Annotated in this window: 11 protein-coding genes and 1 pseudogene; 5 read left to right on the top strand and 7 right to left on the bottom strand. The window is 49.3% G+C overall.

Annotated features, from left to right (window positions below):
- Positions 1 to 225 precede the first annotated feature (225 nt).
- The 4 genes from WC026_RS15975 (at position 226) to WC026_RS15990 (ending at position 6078) form a co-directional block, all read left to right on the top strand.
- Positions 226 to 1836, top strand: coding sequence for an FAD-binding oxidoreductase (locus WC026_RS15975; protein WP_372712002.1), 1611 nt, complete (start codon positions 226 to 228; stop codon positions 1834 to 1836).
- Between the two features lie 5 nt (positions 1837 to 1841).
- Positions 1842 to 3155: a nickel-dependent lactate racemase gene (gene larA / locus WC026_RS15980; protein ID WP_372712003.1), complete on the top strand. Its 1314-nt coding sequence runs from the start codon at positions 1842 to 1844 to the stop codon at positions 3153 to 3155.
- A 486-nt stretch (positions 3156 to 3641) separates the two neighbouring features.
- Positions 3642 to 5453, top strand: coding sequence for a right-handed parallel beta-helix repeat-containing protein (locus WC026_RS15985; protein ID WP_372712004.1), 1812 nt, complete (start codon positions 3642 to 3644; stop codon positions 5451 to 5453).
- Positions 5428 to 6078, top strand: a complete 651-nt coding sequence (locus WC026_RS15990; RefSeq protein WP_372712005.1) for a LamG domain-containing protein — start codon at positions 5428 to 5430, stop codon at positions 6076 to 6078. The genes WC026_RS15985 and WC026_RS15990 overlap by 26 nt, the downstream gene beginning before the upstream one ends.
- Positions 6079 to 6351: 273 nt before the next feature.
- Here the strand turns inward: WC026_RS15990 and WC026_RS15995 are convergent, their stop codons facing one another.
- From WC026_RS15995 to WC026_RS16025, 7 genes and pseudogenes are all read right to left on the bottom strand, one after another.
- Complete coding sequence (locus tag WC026_RS15995; protein ID WP_372712006.1) at positions 6352 to 9603, bottom strand: sialate O-acetylesterase; 3252 nt, start codon at positions 9601 to 9603, stop codon at positions 6352 to 6354.
- Positions 9604 to 9717: 114 nt separating this feature from the next.
- Positions 9718 to 12615 carry a sialate O-acetylesterase gene (locus WC026_RS16000; RefSeq protein WP_372712007.1) on the bottom strand — a complete coding sequence of 966 codons (2898 nt, stop codon included), beginning with the start codon at positions 12613 to 12615 and terminating at the stop codon, positions 9718 to 9720.
- A 142-nt stretch (positions 12616 to 12757) separates the two neighbouring features.
- Positions 12758 to 14707 carry a hypothetical protein gene (locus tag WC026_RS16005; RefSeq protein ID WP_372712008.1) on the bottom strand — a complete coding sequence of 650 codons (1950 nt, stop codon included), beginning with the start codon at positions 14705 to 14707 and terminating at the stop codon, positions 12758 to 12760.
- 307 nt (positions 14708 to 15014) lie between these two features.
- Entirely contained in the window at positions 15015 to 15134 is a 120-nt protein-coding gene (locus WC026_RS16010) for a hypothetical protein (RefSeq protein WP_372712009.1), read from the bottom strand.
- Positions 15089 to 15536, bottom strand: a pseudogene (locus tag WC026_RS16015) (transposase). Before WC026_RS16015 ends, WC026_RS16010 begins: the two are co-directional and overlap by 46 nt.
- Positions 15448 to 15774, bottom strand: a complete 327-nt coding sequence (locus tag WC026_RS16020) for a transposase (protein ID WP_372712010.1) — start codon at positions 15772 to 15774, stop codon at positions 15448 to 15450. Before WC026_RS16020 ends, WC026_RS16015 begins: the two are co-directional and overlap by 89 nt.
- Entirely contained in the window at positions 15728 to 16054 is a 327-nt protein-coding gene (locus tag WC026_RS16025) for a transposase (RefSeq protein WP_372712011.1), read from the bottom strand. The genes WC026_RS16020 and WC026_RS16025 overlap by 47 nt, the downstream gene beginning before the upstream one ends.
- 450 nt (positions 16055 to 16504) lie before the next feature.
- Here WC026_RS16025 and WC026_RS16030 point away from each other — a divergent pair.
- A partial coding sequence (locus WC026_RS16030) for a beta-galactosidase trimerization domain-containing protein (protein WP_372712012.1) occupies positions 16505 to 19577 on the top strand: 3073 nt, incomplete at its 3' end.

Raw genomic sequence — 19577 nt, forward strand, 5'->3', positions numbered from 1 at the left:
CTCTACGAATCTCCTCAGCGGCCTGTGGGAGTCCATTACGGACAGTGGATCGGGAACGAATCACCTGTTTGTGAAGCCGGTTCCGGAAGAAGTTCCGCTTTATCTCCGGTTGCGGGTGTCTGATGGAAATTAAAACGTGTCATGATTGTTATTCAGATTGTGGCGCAGACGTAGGATAAGAAGGCAGTAGGCATATCAGTTCCAGAAAGGGAATATTGGATTAAAATGAGCAGCACACACATTCTTGATTTAGAATTTGTACTTAAAGAAGCAGAGTATAAAGCGATTGATGCGTTTTGTGCAAAGCATAAAGGGATCGAGAGTCTTTCAGATCTGGCGGCGTTTTTGAAGGATCGTTTTGCACTGGAGCTTACGCTTGATCCGGACATTGTCGGCGGATTTGCGGTGGATAGCAGTAATCTGCCCGGGGCGGCGCAGGCTTTGTGTCGTCCGAAAAACGAAAGAGAGTGCGCCGTAATTCTTCGAAGCTGTTTTAAGGCCGGCATTCCCATGACTCTCTCCGGCGGAAAATCCAACCTGACCGGCAGTGCCACGCCCAACGGCGGTGTTATTATTTCAACCGTGCGCCTGCTGACGCCGGAGCTCGAAGTTAATTCGGAAAAACGAACTGCGACGGTACCTCCGGGGATGATTTTGGAAGATCTGCGTCACGCGGTTTTAGAGCAGACAGAAAACCAGCTTATGTTCCCCGTCGATCCCACCAGCCGTGCCGATGCCTGCGTGGGAGGATGTCTGGCTTGCAACGCATCCGGCTTCACGCCGGGAGAAACCGGCTCAATCCGTTCGTGGGTTCAGTCGATCCGGTTTCTTCTTCCGGACGGAATGCTCATGGTGGCGGATCGGGGCAATTATGTTTCCGAAGACGGACGCTTTATCCTCGACAGGGATGGCGATCGTCGCGAGTGGTTGCTGCCAGCTTATGAGCGCCCGGCTGTTAAAAATGCGGGGGGGCCGTTTTCTGCTCCGTCCGGGCAGATGGACTTTGTTGATCTGGTGATCGGCAGTGAGGGTCTTTTCGGTCTTGTTACCGCCTGCACTCTGCGGTTGCAGGAAACTCCGGAAGCCCATCTGGATATCTTTTTCTCGCTGCCGACAGAAACGGAAGCGGTTCGTCTTTTTCAGGCGGCCAATGAGCATTTTAAGGGCGACTTAAGTCATTTATCAGCCTTCGAATACTTCGGTGTGCACTGCCGGAAATATATGGATCACGAAACCCGCTTTTTTCAGGGAGAGGATCAGGTCGGGATTTATATCCAGGAACCGCTTTCCGGTCGGGACGAGCTCGATGCAGCGGAGGCTTGGCTCGAACTGTTGACGAAAGCGGAACTCGACATTGATGAAGAGGCAATGATCCTGCTCGACAGTCTTGCACTGCGAACCCTGTTTATGGAAGCGCGCCACTCCATGCCCGCCAATGCACTGGAAGTGGTTCAGCATCGGGGCGCCTTTACCATCATGACCGATGCCGTGGTTCCCACAGAACATTTCGCGGAATTTTTGGACTACACGCACAATCTCCTAGTCGGGAAAAAACTTGATTATCTGTCGTTCGGCCATCTCGGCGACTGCCATCTGCATTTCACGGTTCTGCCGCACAAGGAGCAGATTGACGATGCTGTCGCCGCGTATGACGACATTATCGCCAAAAGTGCGGATCTTGGCGGTGTTTACTCGGGTGAGCACGGCACTGGTAAACGCAAACGCAAAGACTTCCTGCGTTGCTACGGTCCAGAAGCTGTTGAACAGGTTCGACGCTGCAAGGCCGCCATCGACCCGGACTTTCTTCTGAATCGCGGAAATGTGTTTGAGGTCTAGCGCACATGCCGGAATCAAAACCTATTTCGATGCGATACGGTCAGGACGGCATAAAGCTGCTTCTGCCGGCTTCGACGGTTGTTTTGGAAGGAGAGAATATACAGGCTCTTTCCAATCCCGCAACGGCGGTGCGGGAGGCGTTGGCTAATCCCATCCGTTCTCTGCCGCTTAGCGAACTGCTTGCCATGCGTAAGCCCCGAACCGTAGCCATTACCATTTCTGATATCACCCGATCTGTTCCTAATCGCGATTTTCTGCCGGAGATTCTTCGCACGGTGAATGAAGCCGGAATCGAAGATAATCGGATTGTCATCATTATCGGCACCGGAATGCATCGTCCAAGCACTGCGGCTGAACAGGAATTTCTGGTTGGCCGGGAGATTCTTGACCGCATTGAGGTAATCGATCACCGCGCCGATGATTCCGCAACACTGGTGCGTGTTCAGGAAAATCCGCCCATCAGTGTTTGCTCGCGCTTCGCGCAAGCCGATTTTCGAATCGTCACGGGATTTATAGAACCTCACTTCATGGCGGGCTTTTCCGGAGGGCGCAAAGGAGTCTGCCCGGCACTGGTCGATTTAGAAACGGTGCAGCGTTTTCACGGATACAAAACCATGGCGGATCCTCGCGCCGATACAGGAACTCTCGCCAATAACCCCTGTCATGAAATCGCTCTAAACATTGCAAAAACGGTTGGGGTGGATTTTCTATTCAACGTGGCTGTCACCCGCGACCACCGTATGGCAGGGATTTACTGCGGCGATCTTGAAGCCGCGCATCAGCAGGGGTGTAAGCAAGTTGCAGAATGGACAACGGCCTGGATTGATCGCCCGTTCGATCTGGTTGTAACCAATGGCGGAGGGTACCCCCTTGACCAAACCTTTTATCAAACTGTCAAAGGAATGTGTACCGCCTTGCCGGCTCTGGGGAAAAACTCCACATTATTACAAGTAAGTCAGTGTGCGGAAGGACTGGGATCCGATACCTACACCAAAATGATGTTGCAGTACAATAACGATTGGCCCCGGTTCTTAGAGGATATTGAAGCTTCTCAAAACGAGACCCGTCTTGATCAGTGGGAATATCAAATGCAGACGCGTGTCTTGAATCGAATCGGCCTGAACAAACTTTGGTTTGTGAGCGACGGAATCCCGCAGGAGATGCAGCAGCATATTTCTGTGACTCCGATTCTTGGTCAAAGCAGCGCTCGTGAACGCGCTCAGAAAGCAATCGACCGCTATATTGAAGCTAATCCGAATGCGCGCATTGCCGTCATCCCGGAAGGGCCGTATACTCTGCTCCGTAGATTGCAGAACTGAGAGGAACGTTAAAAACCCGGGTGTGTTCTCGGAAGTGTGTTTTTTAGAGACCTTTCCGAGTGGATAGATTCAAAGATTGTAAATAAAACGTCGGGCTGAAATAGGGAAAAGGTTCGGAGCAGACGAGGTGACCGGGACGACGTCTCGACCTATCCAATATTCTTGCCATAGCTCTAAGGCCTACTGCTCTAGAATGGTTCATCTCCTGTAAAAATTGCTATTGATCGAAAAATTTAGAATTCATACGTTTGAACTTAACATATTTGGAAAATTCGTCTTAGATTTTGACTCGGGATTGGTGTTTCGGACGAACGGGTAGTCAGGAGGTATATTCCCGAGCAGGTATACAAATCAGAAGCCACGGGCTTTAGCCCGTGGAGCGGTTCACAATAAATTGCGGCCTCGTTTTTAATCCAAGGTTCTGGTAATATAAGATAAATAAAAAGTATCATAACAAACCGTGTTAAATTAAAAGGAGATAACATCATGATGGAGTGTCAAAACGCAATCTTGTCGGTTATCTTCATGTTTTTAACATCTAACGCTACAGTGTATTATATTGATCCGGCGGGCGGGAATGATGTGTGGTCGGGAACTTCCACGAACACGCCGTTTCAAACGTGGGAAGCCGTTACTGATCGAGGATTATGGCAGGCCGGGAACACGATTTTACAGAAACGAGGAACGACGGCCAGACTGACTGATGGGATCGAAATCAATAATGTTACAGGCACATCCGGATCGCCTCTTCGCATCGGATCATATGGCACAGATGAACAACTTCCCGTAATCCTTGGATCAAGGGACTTTTCGAACACAAACGACTGGACCTTTCTGGGCAACAACCAGTGGGGGACAACAGAAACAAATATTGCAGACGCTGGTCGTGATGCTTGCGTTAACATGTTCGGCGAGGAAAAACAGGAAAATGTCGGGAACAGAGTGTGGTCAACCAATGAGCTTCAAAGCGCACAAGACTTTTATTGGGACACAACAAATAAACGTGTCATTACATACTGTATTGAAAATCCGGCAACCTATTTCGGGCATATCGAGTCATGCAGTCATGACATCATAAAAATCACCGGCAGTGCGTATGTGGATATTGAAGACATATACTTTAAATATGCACCAAGCATGGCTGTCGGGGCCTATTATTCCGACAACATCCATATCAGAAACTGCAGTGCCTCCTGGGGAGGGGGAACCGTCATCACCGCTGGCAGGGGGGGCAATGCATTCGGTTTTTACAATGGGGTTCAGAATTCGTCTGTAACAGGTTGTTATATGTCACAGTGGTGGGACTGGGGCGTTTGTGTTGAACACTGGTCCAGCGCCGGAAATAATTATGTCTCAACAAATAATATGTTCGCGAATAATGTAATCGAACGGTGCGGAGGGGGAATTGAGGTCGCGCACATGGTACAGGTCATCGACGGGTTGATCAGCGATACATCTATTATTAACAACGTTATTAACGACACCGGATACGGTTGGGCAGGTCATGTCAATAACGTTAAAGGGAAGGGGATTGCCTGTTTGGCAATGGACGTAGCGCCCGTTACTAGCACGCATATTGCATCCAATACGGTCGACCGTTTTACTAGTTCGGGGATAAAGGTTCAGGATGTGGAAAATAGTATTGTAGAGAGAAATATTATCCGAAACGGTGATGGAACTGGCGACGCCGTCGCGACAGCACTGCTAATCCACGGCGGTGGTTACCTGGAATCAACCAGAGAATCTACCGGTTTATTCTGTTACAATTTGATATATAATAACCAGGCAAGAGGGCTGTATATTGCTAACAACACCCCTCTGTCTGGAGACGTTGAAATATATAACAATACTTTTTTTAACAACGGAATTGTGACCAACATAAGTCCGTGGGTGTGGGCGAATATTTATATTTCTGGCGACGTAAGCAGGATCAACTTCCGCAATAATATATCCTACTCTTCCGGGACGTATGCGTTGTCTTTAGCCAGCAGTTCCGGCACGCGGTTTCTTTCATTAGATAATAATGTTTATTATAGAGAAGGTACCAATGCGGCGATCCGGTATGTCAGCACAGATTATTCCCAGATAGCTAGTTATATTGCAGCGGTGGGGTCGGGGTATGAAAGCCATTCGATGATTACAAATCCGTGTTTTGTTTACCCGGAAACAGGAGATTTTTCGTTGCAGTCCGGATCCTGCTGCATAGATGCGGGGGCGGATCTTGGATTTACGGAAGACTTTTGCGGCAACCCAATTCGGGATATTCCTGATATTGGGGCATTTGAATACTGGCCGTGAGATGTTATGTCGTATTGGCGTATGGATTCTGCTGTATCGAATATGGTCTATTTATGGGGCAACACTGGTCTCAACCGGACGAATCGACAGTTGTTTGGAGTTTGACGGATCCAATGATTATGTTTCCGTCTTAGCGATAAATACAAATGATATAACCTTTTCTGCCTGGGTTTATCGGGACAGCACCAATACCGTCGATACGGTATTCAATGGAATGAAATACAACGCGGATAATCAACTGAAAGAAGGGTTCTTGCTCCGTTTTCTGGCCGGCAATATGTTACAGCTGATGCTGACCAGTGAAAATGATGCCGGAACAAAGGCATACCAAAGCAGCTACTTCGTTCTGGACAATACGTACCAGCAGGAGTGGATTCATGTCGCATTTACATACAACAAGGTAACCGGTGAACAAAAACTGTATGTAACCGGGGAATTGAAAGATACGGATGCTCATCCGGTCGGCAACACAATCAGCCCCCTTGTTTCCTACAGCGAAATGCAAATCGGTTCTGAGAGGACTGGTAATTTTTTCCACGGCAAAATCGATGATGTCAAAGTCTACGATACAGCACTAACCGAGGAAGATATCGCAGAAATGTACGTAAAGGATTGTCGGTTTTAAACTAATTGAATACTTCTCGGTTTATCCGGGGAGTGTTCACCGCACGAAAACTATACCAGCCGGGCGGAAGCCCAGTTGAATCGTCGAATATATTGAGCAGTTTTATAACCAAATACCGGAGATATTCAGTCTTGAATTACAAGGCTCCGATTATGTATGAGGCGGAAGTAATGCTAAACCGAGGCTGCTTTATTTAAACCCTCCGTAGATTTCCGGACTGTCCCTAAGAGCGGAATCGAGTTTAACTTAAATTCGCATCGTTCATATTCAGTGTTATTTCACCATTACCGTCAGCCGCCGTACGGTATAACTGTTTCCATTCTGATGAAACGTCCAGTCTGGCGCTCCGCTGGATGCATTTCCGATTCCAATGTCAACGGTACCGGCGGTCCCCCAGCGGTTTACGGCAAAGACCGCCTGCTGGCTCTGCCAGTTATGAACCTGCATACAACCGTACCCCAAAGAATTTGTTCCTGCATGGTCTCCAAAATCGAATACCGTATCGGCCGCATTGGGAATATTCTGCGCATTTGATTGTGAGTAATTCCCAGACCAGAATTCGATGTTCCCGCAGTCCATATCCGTGCATTCCTGCACGCCGTCTACATTGCTTCGGACTGTAAGATTCCCGACGGTCTGCATAAAACCGGCGCCAACGGAACTGACCGGCACGCCGATCTCGTCCAGATCCGTTGTAAAGGCATCCATTGCCGCAAAAGCATATTGCAACGGTCCGCCGGGTTCCTGCAGCTCAAGCAGGTAGGCAATTCGACTAAATGACCCGGTGTCGGTCTCGCTGTTATCAATTGTGTATTGCGGTACAGTGGCACTGTAATCGGCATCTGCCGGGATATTCAGTTCGTAAATAGTCCGAAAGTCATCCATCTCCGGGATGCGCAGTTTGGCGACCAAAACAGTTAAACGACGCAGCAAATAATTCGTTGCGTTACCATGAAAAGTCCAGTCCAGTGCACCACTGGATGCATTGCCGATTCCAATATCGACAGTACCGGCGGTTCCCCAGCGATTAAGAGCAAACACTGTTTGCTGACTCTGCCAGTTATGAATCTGCATGCAGCTATAGCCTAAAGAGTTGGTTCCCGCTTTATCTCCAAAATCAAATGCTGTGCTCGAAGCATTAGGAATATTTTGTGCGTTATATTGCGAATAATCACCGGACCAGAATTCAATATTTCCAAAATCCGAATTCGTGCATTGCTGAACTCCGCTGACATTGCTTCGGACTGTAAGATGGCCGACTTTCTGCATAAAGCCTGCACCAACAGAACTGACAGGCACACCGACTTCCTTCAGATTGTCCGTAAAAGCGTCCATTGCAGCAAAGGCATATTGCAGAGGTCCGTCTGGTTCCTGCAATTCGAGCAGGTAGCCGATTCGGCCGAAAGCTTCTACGTCTGTTTCACTGTTATCAATTGTATATTGCGGTGCAGTGGCTCTGTAATTGGCATCGGCCGGAATATTCAGTTCGTAAATAGTCCGGAAGTCGTCCATCTCCGGAATCTGCAGCTTGGAAACCATGACCGTCAGGCGATGCAGCAAATAATTCGTTGCGTTACCATGAAAAGTCCAGTCCAGTGCACCACTGGATGCATTGCCGATTCCAATGTCAACAGTACCGGCGGTTCCCCAGCGATTAAGAGCAAATACAGTCTGTTGATTCTGCCAGTTATGAACCTGCATACAGCTATAGCCTGCTGGATTCGTTGAGGCGACATCGCCGAAATCATATGCGGTATCGGAAGCGTTGGGAATTGCTAAAGAATTTGACTTCCAGTAATTTCCAGAAAAGAATTCAATATTCCCGCCATCCGTCTCAGTGCATTGCACAACTCCGCCGACATTACTGCGCACGGTAAGGTTATGAACCCTCTGCATAAACGAGGCCCCTTCGGAAGAAACAGGCACCCCGATTTTTGTGAGGTCGTTGGTAAACGGATCCATCGAGGCAAACGCGTACTGCAATGTTCCACTCGGTGCCTGCAGCTCCAGCAGGTACCCCACCCGGCTGAATGCATCCGTATCATATAGGCCGTGATTTACTGAGTATTGAACGGGAATCGACATATGATTCGCCTGCGGAGGAATATTCCACTCATAGATAGTCCGATACCCATTCGTGATGGAAAGCGAGGCATGATCCTGTTCCGCTTCGGCACGAAACGCAGATGCTGGCAGTCCGGCACCGTTAATCAGGTTCGGAACAGCTACCTTACTCCAAGCGAAGCGCATGGACGCCGGTGCAGGAACAGCAGATGCGCTCAGATAAACATTACTGCCACTGATTGAGGCCTGTGCGGAGTAAAAAATACCGTCTATTCCGGCAATTTCGAACCAGTCGGGAGACTGGCCGTCTCGGGTTTGAAGACCCGCGGCAGAACTGAACGTCAGCTTCAGTTGACTGCCGAGATTTTCAAAAGCGCTGAGCGTCGGCCCATTACAAACCAGAGCCTGTCCGTATTCATTCTTTTCTGCCAGCAGTGCGAGACGGGTTCCTGGAGTTTCTTTGTTGGTTGGATGAATATTATCCAATGTCGCCGCATCACTGATAACAGCCATTGCCGTCGATGGAATTTCATCGACGATTTTGGCCTGTGCCTCCCAGAATGCCGGAATGATCTGATAATCTTCACTATAGTTATACGGGGCGATCTGAACCAGATATAGAGGGACGTCATACCCCCATAATTTGCGCCAGCCATCGACCAGCATCATCCTCATCTTATCGACATAGAGCATGCCGTCTTTATGATTGTTCTCACCTTGGTACCAGACTGCCCCGCGAATAGCGAACGGAATATGCGCGTGTAGCATGCCGTTGTAAAGTGCACCAGGCGTTGTTTGGTCAACGTTCGTAATGGAGCTTATATCACCAAATGGAGTCCATGTCTCAATGGTGCTTCCTCCGCAAGCGCATTCCAGCAATCCGATCGGAACATTCAGGTCATTATTCAGCTTGCGTCCGAATGCATAAGCGCAGGCGGAAAAAGGCCTCACACTCGTCTCAGAACAGGTCTGCCATGCAGAATCGATCCACTCCAGCGGTTCATTAGTGGCACAGCTTGGTGTTAGGAAAAGACGGATATTGGGGTGATTGGTGGCATCAGAAATAATCGCTGCCGCATTATCACATGGCAGAGCCCATCCCTCATGCGGCATCTGCATATTGGATTGCCCGGAACAAAGCCAGACATCCCCAACGAGTACATTTGTAAAGATAATCTGCTGTGTCCCGGATAGAACGGTCATCTGTCTAGGCAGACTGGAGGCCGCCAATGAACTCAGGGTTATCTGCCATTTTCCGTCTGCATCGGATGTGGTGGTTTTGCTTTGTCCGGCGAACTGTACGGTTACTGACGCACAGGAATTGGCCGTGCCCCAGACTGGAACGGTCTTTTCTCTTTGGATCACCATATGATCGGAAAAAATGGATGGAAGCCCCAGCTCTGCAAACGTATTATTCGTAATCAGTATCAACCCAAGCATCAGTCCCGGTATTTTTATCATTGTTCCTCCAGCATGCGGTTAGTCTCGCGACGGTATTACAGCGGCGTTCCACCCAACGGATCACCGCCTGACCGTCAATCCATTTTGCAAGGCTATGGCAGCGAGTAAATCCGCTTACTCCTCTTCCCCACAGACAGTTACCCGGTAGAATTCCGATGGACTCTGTGTAACTGCAGCTTGAAAGGTCTGTTCCACCCCGGTTCCGGTAATGTTATAAAAAAGAGTTTCCCACGTCGGCAACAGCAACGAGATCGTCCGCTCCAATTGATAACGCCGGCCTGACACACTGGAAAAGTCGACAGATACCGTGTTGCTGGAACACAGAAAGCCGTTGATTTTGAAAACAGACTGACCATCCACAGGCGATGTCCCGCTGAGATATTCGCTATAATTATCAGCGCCGTCACCATCGGGATCAGCGTCGGCCAAACAGTCATCGCCGCCATCCGGAAAATATTCGTTTCGCCAATCATCTGCGATTCCATCTCCCACACTGTCTACGATGCGATACTGTGCAATAATGGTTATGTTTGTCGCCGGCATCTGCAGAGTCGTTGAGAAGGCCTGAGCATCCACCAAAACATTGGTATCACCAGTCCAGCAATCAAAGACCTGACCGACGGGAGAAGCCCCGGCCTCTATGTTCAAGATCGAACTGGCCTGAGACGTCCCGCTTCCGAATCCATTGTGAACGGTCAGCGTATAGGCCGGGGTATTAGTGGCGCGATACGTAGCCAACAGATACAGCTCATGCTCCGGCATCGTTACTACCGCAGTAGAGGTGTTGACATCACTGAGTTCCGCCGCCGCACCAATCCAGCGATCAAACACCTGCCCGTTCGGTGCGTTGCTTGCCACGATCTGCTGTAAAGTGCCGGGAATCAACGTACCGGTTCCCGATCCTGAAATGACCACCAACTGGTAATCTGAGTCTGTCCGGAACGGAGAGGCCGGAAGGGCTGCAGCGTTGTACAGCTTGTTGGATCCGGTGGGTGCCGACAAATAGCAATAACGCACATAACACGGATTCGCAACAAGGGCATTGGAAACAACTACAGTATCTGCATCAATCCATGCATCCGCGGCCTTGAAATCCCTATCGGATCCGGCAATTTCGAAATTCTCGAGAGGACCTTCTGAAATTTGCTCAACGGTATTTGTTCCGTTCTTGCGGCCGACTAACAGCCCCGACTCCGCATAATCGAAGAGTATACGAATCGAAGAATCCTCAATCTTAGATTTAAAATATAGCGGTCCGCTACAAATTACCTCCTTCTGAAAGTCTTTTGCCAACGCCCATTGAGCAAGTCGATAACCTACATCCCGTTTATTGGTCGGATGGATGTTTGCATCATCCCCTATGTCAATGGTCACTGCCATTCCGCAGTTTGTCTCACAAAGCATCCATCGCTGAATTTCCCGAACTTCGTTCCACTTGGAAGTGGGTGTAATCGGGCTGTAATTAGGCAATTGCACATAATAAAACGGGAAATTCCCCTGATTCCAGTCCTGTCGCCAGCCTCGAATCAAGGCCTGCATCTTGAATCGATAACTGTCCCCGTCGAGCATATGATTCGCCTCGCCCTGATACCAGATAGCACCACGTAAGGCATAGGGAACGAGCGGGGCGATCATTGCATTATAGATAGTATAGAGATTCGTCAGATTTCCCTGCTCATGATATTGCTGAACTCCTGACAACTCGGGAACGTTCGCTATTCCGGATGGACTGAGGAATCCATCTATTTCCTGTCCCCCCCAGGCCGAATCCATCAATCCCACCGGGACTCCCGTTTGCAAATGAATATTTTTCGCAAAATAATAACCGGTTGCTATAAAATACGGAGCCGTTGACGGACTGCAGTTTAGCCATTGGGAACTGATAACAGGTTCTGTCTGAACAGAACTTGCCTGCGCATTTGCGATGACTATCCTGCGGATCAATGGATAGTTTGCTAAAGCAGCTTCCTGTTCGTACCCGGAAGTCGCGTTCATAAGAAGACCCATGTTGGACTGTCCGGCTGCGAGATAAACATCTCCGAAGACAACGTCCGCAATCGAAATAGACTGGCTATCCGACTGTTCAATCCGAAGGGTATGAGAAATCCCGCCATCGGCAGCATGGAGCAAGTCGATCTGCCACTGATGGTTTAAATCCACTACCGTGGTTCCCACAGACTGCCCGTCAAGGAAAAGCTCAACAGTCTCTCCGGCAAATCCTTGCCCCCATACTGGAGCGGCTTTGTCTCGCTGGATCACTGCCAAATCATGGAAGAGGGGATGAACTGTCAACTCCGTTGCAATCTCCGCCCAGGAGGAAGCCATTACAATGTTGCCTATACGGGCATAATCATAGGAATTTGAGGGACAGAAATCGCCAGTAGCGTGAAATCGGAGTTGATCAATCGAAGGAAGATGGATGGGATGTCCGGTTTGCACCGGTGCAGCTTCGACAAGACCCGCCCCTCCTGTCAGACTAACCCAGGTGTCCATTTCCTGCGCATCCAGATCCACTTTTATGACAACTGCGGCCATGCCGGTTTCCGCGAGGTTAGAGACGACTCCTGTCAGAGGAAATGAATCCGGAGCACTCGATGAACCTTTGTCACAAACCAATACAACGCCCGCCAGATTTGTTCCAGACGCATCTGTGAACATCAGACCCAGAACGGTGCCGCTGTCATTGCCCGGATCGTTCAGATCATAATCGAAATCATAGCGCAAATAATAAACTCCTGAAGTAGCCGAACTTAATGAAGCTGTCAATATGGCTCCGCTGTTCCACATCCCATTGGAACCCGGCACGTTATAAGTGTCTACAAGCCCTCCTGCACCGTCCGTTTCGAGGAAGCCTTCGCCGCCTGATGAAAAAGTTGCCCCGGAACTTCCCGAATTTTCAGCACGGGCCAAAGTCAGACCGCTTGCATCCTGCTCAAAGTTCCATTTGTTCAATGCAACAGGAAGGGCCTCGCTTACCATCATCCAAAAAAAGAGGAATATCCCAATCCGCATTTTTGTTTCCTCCGGCCGTTTCCTTCACTTTAAGGCTTTTCCGCAGATGCTGTTTCTGAACTGCGCTTTGGTTTTATCTAAATAGGGCGTTTTGGAATGCAAAGCGTTCTCATCTCAGATGCCTCGTTGAGAAGAAAAATTCCTATTGAACAAGGACGGAAGCCGGACTCGTCATCGTGTAGTAGTAGGCATACAGCTGAAGCGCGACGACCGAAAACAGGTAGTTGGTCTCGGCGGAATCAATACTCTTAAGGTCAACCGCGTTTAGCATTTCCCAGATCACGGGGACATACTGCATGATGAGTTTGTCATCTTCGCTGTTCATAATCATGTGAAATGCCCCGAGAGGGAACCTGATATGAGCAAGTGTGGCGATGTCTCGAGGTTTCCCTTTCAGTGAGTCAATTTTCTGCTTATCAAAAAGGTTCTTCGCGAGCACGACTCCGTGAAGGTCTGCGTCTCCCCAGTTCATTTTTTCTGCAACCTGCGCGATGTCTTCTGCCTTCATATACTTACCCTTGAGAAGATCTCCGGGAAAGTCCCTGTTCAGCTGAAGTTCAACTGATTTTTTCATGAGATCGCGAATGATTTTCTTGTGGGCTCCGTCGTCGAGTTGTTGGTAAAAGGCATTAAGTCGAAAACAGTTCTGGTTTGCATAGATCGGATGGGCGTTGATTGTCGTATGCGAACCCGGAGTCATGATCTCCCATCTTTTGGAACCCTGTTCTGTTCCAAACTTCTCATATTCTTCCAGCCAGTGTTCATTGCCTGTCCCTTTGTAGAGGGCGTAAACCGACGGCAGGAGTATGGCTATTCCCGTTGAATTCATCTGGGTCCAATGGAAACCTACATGACACTGCGTCTTACCGTCGGCTCTTACAATCTGCCAGCCGTGTTCCTCCAGTCGGTAGCCGACTTCATTCAGGGCTTTTTTAATAAATGCCTTGTCTTCTTCTGAGGCAAGTCGCGAATTCGCATACAAACTCAGGCTGATAATAAACGTACTGTTTTGATCCATTGAGGAATCATCGTAATACGCGCTGCGATCATTAGGATGAGGACCTCGGGGGACAATACCGGGCACGGGGCAGGACTCATATATGTATTTCAACGCGGAATACATATTTTCAATCTGGGTCTTTATATAGGGAGTTGGTTTTGCCTGATATGCATCAAGGAGCGCACCGAGCATATGGCCCACATGCAGGGAGGTGTCTTCAATGCGGGAGCCGTACCCCCACGGCGTCGGCAACCGTTGCTTTATTTGTTCGGGTGAATATTTCCACGTATCAATTTTTGCCAGCCTGCCGCCGTACAGAACATGGGTTTTAGGATCTCCAAAGTCAGCGACATAATTCTCCAACAGTGAAAATGTCTTAGCCTCCAATTCCTGCGCGGAAACAACTTGCTCCAAGGGGACGCTATCAGGAAGCGAATTTGACAACGGCGCTGCCGCCACGGTTGTTTGTTCAGGAACGACCTGTTCTGCGGCTGTTTGTTCAGAAACGACCTGTTCTGCGGCTGTTTGTTCCGGAGCAGCGGCTGTTTGTTCAGAATCGACTTGATCTGCCGTACATTTAGCAATCGAAATGACCGCCCCTTTCGGCGCTTTCCCGAGACCAAGACTGACAATTCGGACTGGCTTGAATTCCACATTAGCAGTATAAACCAGTTCGATTTTCTTCCACTCCGTCTCGACTCTGACTGACTTGCGGGCGGTTGTCCCTAATGAACTGAACGGAGGCTTCCCCATAACCGACTGGTATTGGGCAGTAAAAGGCTCGCTCGCTTTCAACCAAACAGCCGTGTGATATGTTTGCCCTTTTTTTACCCCCTCATATGAATGGAAAAAGCATTGGAGTGTTGACCAATGATTCTTTGCAGAAGGTGCATTAACCGTCAAAACAATGGCCCCCTTGCCTTCTGGATATACCATTTCGGCATCGATCGTTTCACTAACATCCACATCTGCCTCATGCCAGACAGAAAATTTATCGGGTTTTGCACCTGAACTAAAATCCCAAGTCTTAGCAATTCCGTTCGTTGCAAGAATCATACTAAAAAGCATTATGAAAATTACTGTTTTCGTCATATCAACCCTCCTTGTATGTAGCATTGCATACCGCAAATACACGTGCGCTACTTAATCTTTATTTTATCCTCATGCAATAAATGGCATACCCACATCTGAGCACATAACTTGCCCGGATCAATGATAGCCATCAGCCAACTGATTCCCAATTTGGCGAAATGCTCTTTTTAAACTTAACTCATACGTATGAATTATACTTATACCAACGTTTATTATCTGCCGTCAATATAAAATTTGTAAGCTGCGGAAATGAATGCACGCGAAATCCTGACAGCGCAACATTCTTTCTGTAATTTCGCATAGCGCTTCAGTCAGCCTTCATTTTTAAGTACGCCTTATCGGCAGATTCCCAACCCTTGCTGACCTCCACTAATATTGTACTCACGAGCCTGCGCAGTGAGATCCCGTTTGGGAAGAGTCCCGACACGCGCGTACGCCGCTCGATCTCCCGGTTTTATCGCTCGACCATGTTCGCCGTACGCAGACGTCACTGATCTTTTCCGGCAGGGCGAACACCGTCAGTCCGTCGGGGGAGGTATCCTCCTTCAGCTGAACGGCCAGACGACCGGCTTTTCCGGAGTACTTTTCCATGGTCTTGACGAGCAGGCGGTCGGCTTCCTCCCGGCTGGGAGCGTTGAAAATACTGCGGAGGTTTGCGACGACGATCGCTTCACAGATATCGACCTTGGGCATATGGGCTGCGGCGTTACGCTGAAGATGTACCTGACAGTCCTCCGTGATCATCGCTGGTGACCAACCTCGCGCTGTATATGCCGCGTTTCTTCAGGCCGAGTAAAACCTCGCGCCAATGAACCTCTGTTTCGCTGATGGAGAGATCGACGGACCGGGCGCTTCCCGTCGGCCAGTACGCCGGTGGCGATTAGAACTGCACAGGAGACGACCGATCCATTTATACGCACCTTTTCGTATCGGGCATCAAGCACATGAGATAAGGGACTTTTCCGAGGGGGCGATTGCGCCAGAGCTGCAACTCTTGATCGAGTATCGCACCTGCCCGGCTTACATCGACGGAGTTGACGTCCAGCCCGCAGAGTTTTCCGGCTCACCGGACACCTTCCGGGTCGTTACGCCCTGAATATACATTTCAGCCATTGCTGGCTTTAACGCCCGTTCAGAACGTTTCCCCGTATCCAAGGCGGAGGGGTAGAACTCAGCCCCTCCACGCACCAGAGGAATGCTGAATGCGAGGTTGCCCAGACGGCTCTTTACACTCTTCGGCTTAGCCCCGTTGGCATGTCCTTGCCGTTCCGGGGTGTGCTCATAGACCGCGGTTCGCAAAGCACCGGCCTGTTCAATCTTCATCGCCCCATTGATCGGGATCGTCATGACCTGATCCGTTCCTCCAAAACCGTGCTCAATTAAGATTTCCATTATCTGGAACGGAAGGGTTCACCCAAATCTTGTCCGCATAGAGCCCTGTCTGCCTGTGTCAATATATCCGCACAACGTTGCATGGTAGCAGCCGAATCTACGAAATGTGAGTGGTCTGCAGACCAAGGCACATGCGTTTCATCTACTTCAACAGCTTTCTCTCCCAGCGTATAGCGACCCGCTCTCAAACTAGCGGCTGCCATGGCATCTGTTACGACAAAACAACGATCCAGCCCGAACAACAGGATTTAAATGGAGAACCTCAGAACGAAAGTACGAAAAATATAACCAACTCTGAATTACATACTTGTGTTTGCCGGGATTTTTAATATAGGCTTGGTTCATTCGTATGAATTTTATTCGGCTGATTCATGCACGGATTGTTTAGAGCGGAGGAGTTCCAGTATGTACAGACGTATTCACGGTTCCATTCTCGCCGGTTTCATTGTTCTTTCCGGCTTTAATTTGTTTGCTGAAAATACGGCGCTTAATGACGATCCGTCAAAAAGGGATTCCGCTGATCTGCACATCGAAAACGGCGCTTTTATGCGCGACGGCCAATATGAGTTTTTCACCGGACCGTTCTGTTCGTGGGCAGAAAACGTCTCGTATGACCGGCGCGGGCCGTGGTCGAAAAACAGGGCGTATGGGGAACTCATTGACAGAAACATCATGGCCGATTTTGGCTTTAACACGTACCAGCCTATAAATTTTGTAACGTATTTCATCATGAAGAAATACTACCCGGAAATGTTACAGAAAGATCATCAGGATTATTACTCCAACGCGGAAAATATAGCCGCCGGGGTACTTAAGCGCATGAGTCCAGCGCCGATATTTATGGATTACTCTGACATCGCTCTGTATCTGGGTATCGGGAGAAAGGCAAAAGGGGTCATTCCGGATGCATATTTCCAGAAGAACGGGTGGTGGGACAATTTCTTTCCGTTCGATCCCTCGTACCCGCAGAGTATGGAGCTGTACAAAACGATGTACGAAGAAGCAACCAAGTTTGTCCTTGATCACGGCGGGAATCCGGTCGTGTATGAACTGCTGAATGAACCGTTTTACAACAGCTTTTCCCCGGAAAACATGACCTTATTCAAGTCGTGGTTGAAGCAGAAATACATCACTGTTGGAAGTGCCAATGAAATCTGGGGGAGTTCCTATTCCTCGTTTGAGGATGCGGCGGCCAAAGTGGAAACCATACAGGATAACGATCCGGGATTGTGGTACGATTGGATGTATTTTCAATCGGAACTGTTGGCGGGGTACCTGAAAGATTTCAAGGGGTTTATCCTGAACGTTGATAATCGAAAGACGCCGAAATATTTCACCTATCAGCCTCAGCATCAGATGCCGTCGATGGCATATAATACGGCGTTTAACTATACATTTTACGACTTCATGGACGTCGTCGGGGTCGAATATACCGGTCTGCATCTGGGAATGGGAACCGAACACTCATTTGACGGCAGCAACATGATGGAAGCCGGGTATGCGGCCAGAAATGATACATTTTTATTCGGGGCCGCTCTGGCTAAGGCCTACTCGAAAGGCCGGCCCATCGTCGATTTTGAAATGCGATGCTGCCGGTATGAAAACGGCAAGCGTGTTACATCGTGGGATGACGATCTGGAAAGCGCACTGTGGAGTCAGACCATGCACGGTTTTTCCGGGTCGATTCTCTACACCTGGGGGAGCCGGGGGCAGGAATGGAAGACGTATGAAGAAGCAAAAGCGTCCGCGCTCAGTGCGCCGTATAAAGAAGCCTGCCTGCTCAATCCGTACAACTACACGGAAAAAGCCCTGTTCGGCCTTCGGCGGTTCAGGGACAGCATTGAGAAATTAAAAGACATCGTGATGCCGTGTCCGCGGGTCGTTGGCAAAGTGGGCGTATTGTACCTTGATCATCAAAGCTGGCAGCTGGCGGGAAGGGAAAGCACGGAGTACATGTACTCTCAGCAGTCGCTTCGGGACATTCAGATGCCGTTCGATTTTATTGTAGCTGAATTTTGTAAAAACGACCAGGATATAAAGTATCCGCTCCTGATCTGTCCGGAACTCGAATATGTATCCGGAGAAACAAAAGCCATTTTGAAAAGCTACGTAAAAAACGGGGGAACACTGGTGGTCTTTCCCGGTGCGTTCAGCCATAACGAGTACGGCAGACCGGCTGATGGCCGTGACATTACGGGCGTCGAGATGACGCCGCTGGCCAAGGAACAGGCGGGTGAAATCATCCTGAATAACGAAAAAAATATTGGCCTGTATGCCCAGAAAGCAGCAGCAACTCCCATTACGGCCAAAGCATACGCTCTGTTCAAGTCGGGAGAGCCCGCCATTTATGTAAATACGCTGGGAAAAGGAAAGGTATACAGCCTCCTCTTTTCCAAGGGGAAAGAGAACCTGGGTGCGGTCTATGATGCGATCTGCGAATCCGAAAATGTGCAGCGGGACTTTTTTATCGCAGAACGGGATTCCGGAAAACTGGACAACAGTGTAACGCTTGATGTTATCAACCGGGGGGATACGCAGTTTTTACATGCGTTTAATTGGACCTATTGTACGAAAGCGGGCCGGTTGTATGCGAGGAACCTGCCGGCCGGGCCCGTATATGTGTACGATGCAGTGACCTGGAAATCCATACTGTCCCCGTCCGGGAAAGAAACCTGGACCCCTGAAGAGGTGAAAGACGGCATAGACATTCTTCTTCCCAGGCAGACACGGGCACTTTACCTCATTTCGAAAAAGAAATCGCCATACACTGACGGACAAATAACAGAAGCCGAAATAACCGCCTTGGCGGAGAAAGAGTCCGGCGCGGACACGGCATATCTTAAAGAGCTTGCAGAAGGTTCCGGGGCGCGCAAACAAAAGGAAACGGAACAGAGGACGTTCCGCGGGGTCGACCCGAAATGCGCCTTTTTTGTTGACCTCAGAAAATATGCCAATATGGGATTTGAAGATGATGTTCCCCATGACGGCAAAGGAGGATGGACGGATCAGGGGAAAGCCAATGACATGTGTTATATTCCGACCGGGAAACAGACATTTTACGGGGTTCCCTACGACATTATCGACCCCGCAAAAAATAACGGAAGATCCGCCGTTATTCTTAAAGGCGGCGACAGCATATCTTTCCCTCAGGAAGTCCGGGGGATAACAGTAGAAAAGAAAGCGGCGGCTCTGTTTTTTCTGCACGGTGCGGGATGGGTCCGTAAGGCTCCGCTGTTTGAGTATCGGATTAATTATGAGGACTCCAGCAGCAAAACGCTGCAGATCCTGCCAGGGAAAGGCGCCGCCGACTGGTGGAAACCCCGCGATGAGAGCATAACAGATCCTGCGTGCAGGATCGCGTGGATCGGGAACAACCTGTCATCAGAAGTCGGTCTGTATACCTACAAATGGGAAAACCCGAAACCCGATCTGAAAATAAAATCGATCGACATTATCAGTTATGGAACAACCATTCCGA

Source organism: Hyphomicrobium sp. (assembly GCF_041674905.1).
Classification (GTDB): Bacteria; Pseudomonadota; Alphaproteobacteria; order Rhizobiales; family Hyphomicrobiaceae; genus Hyphomicrobium_B.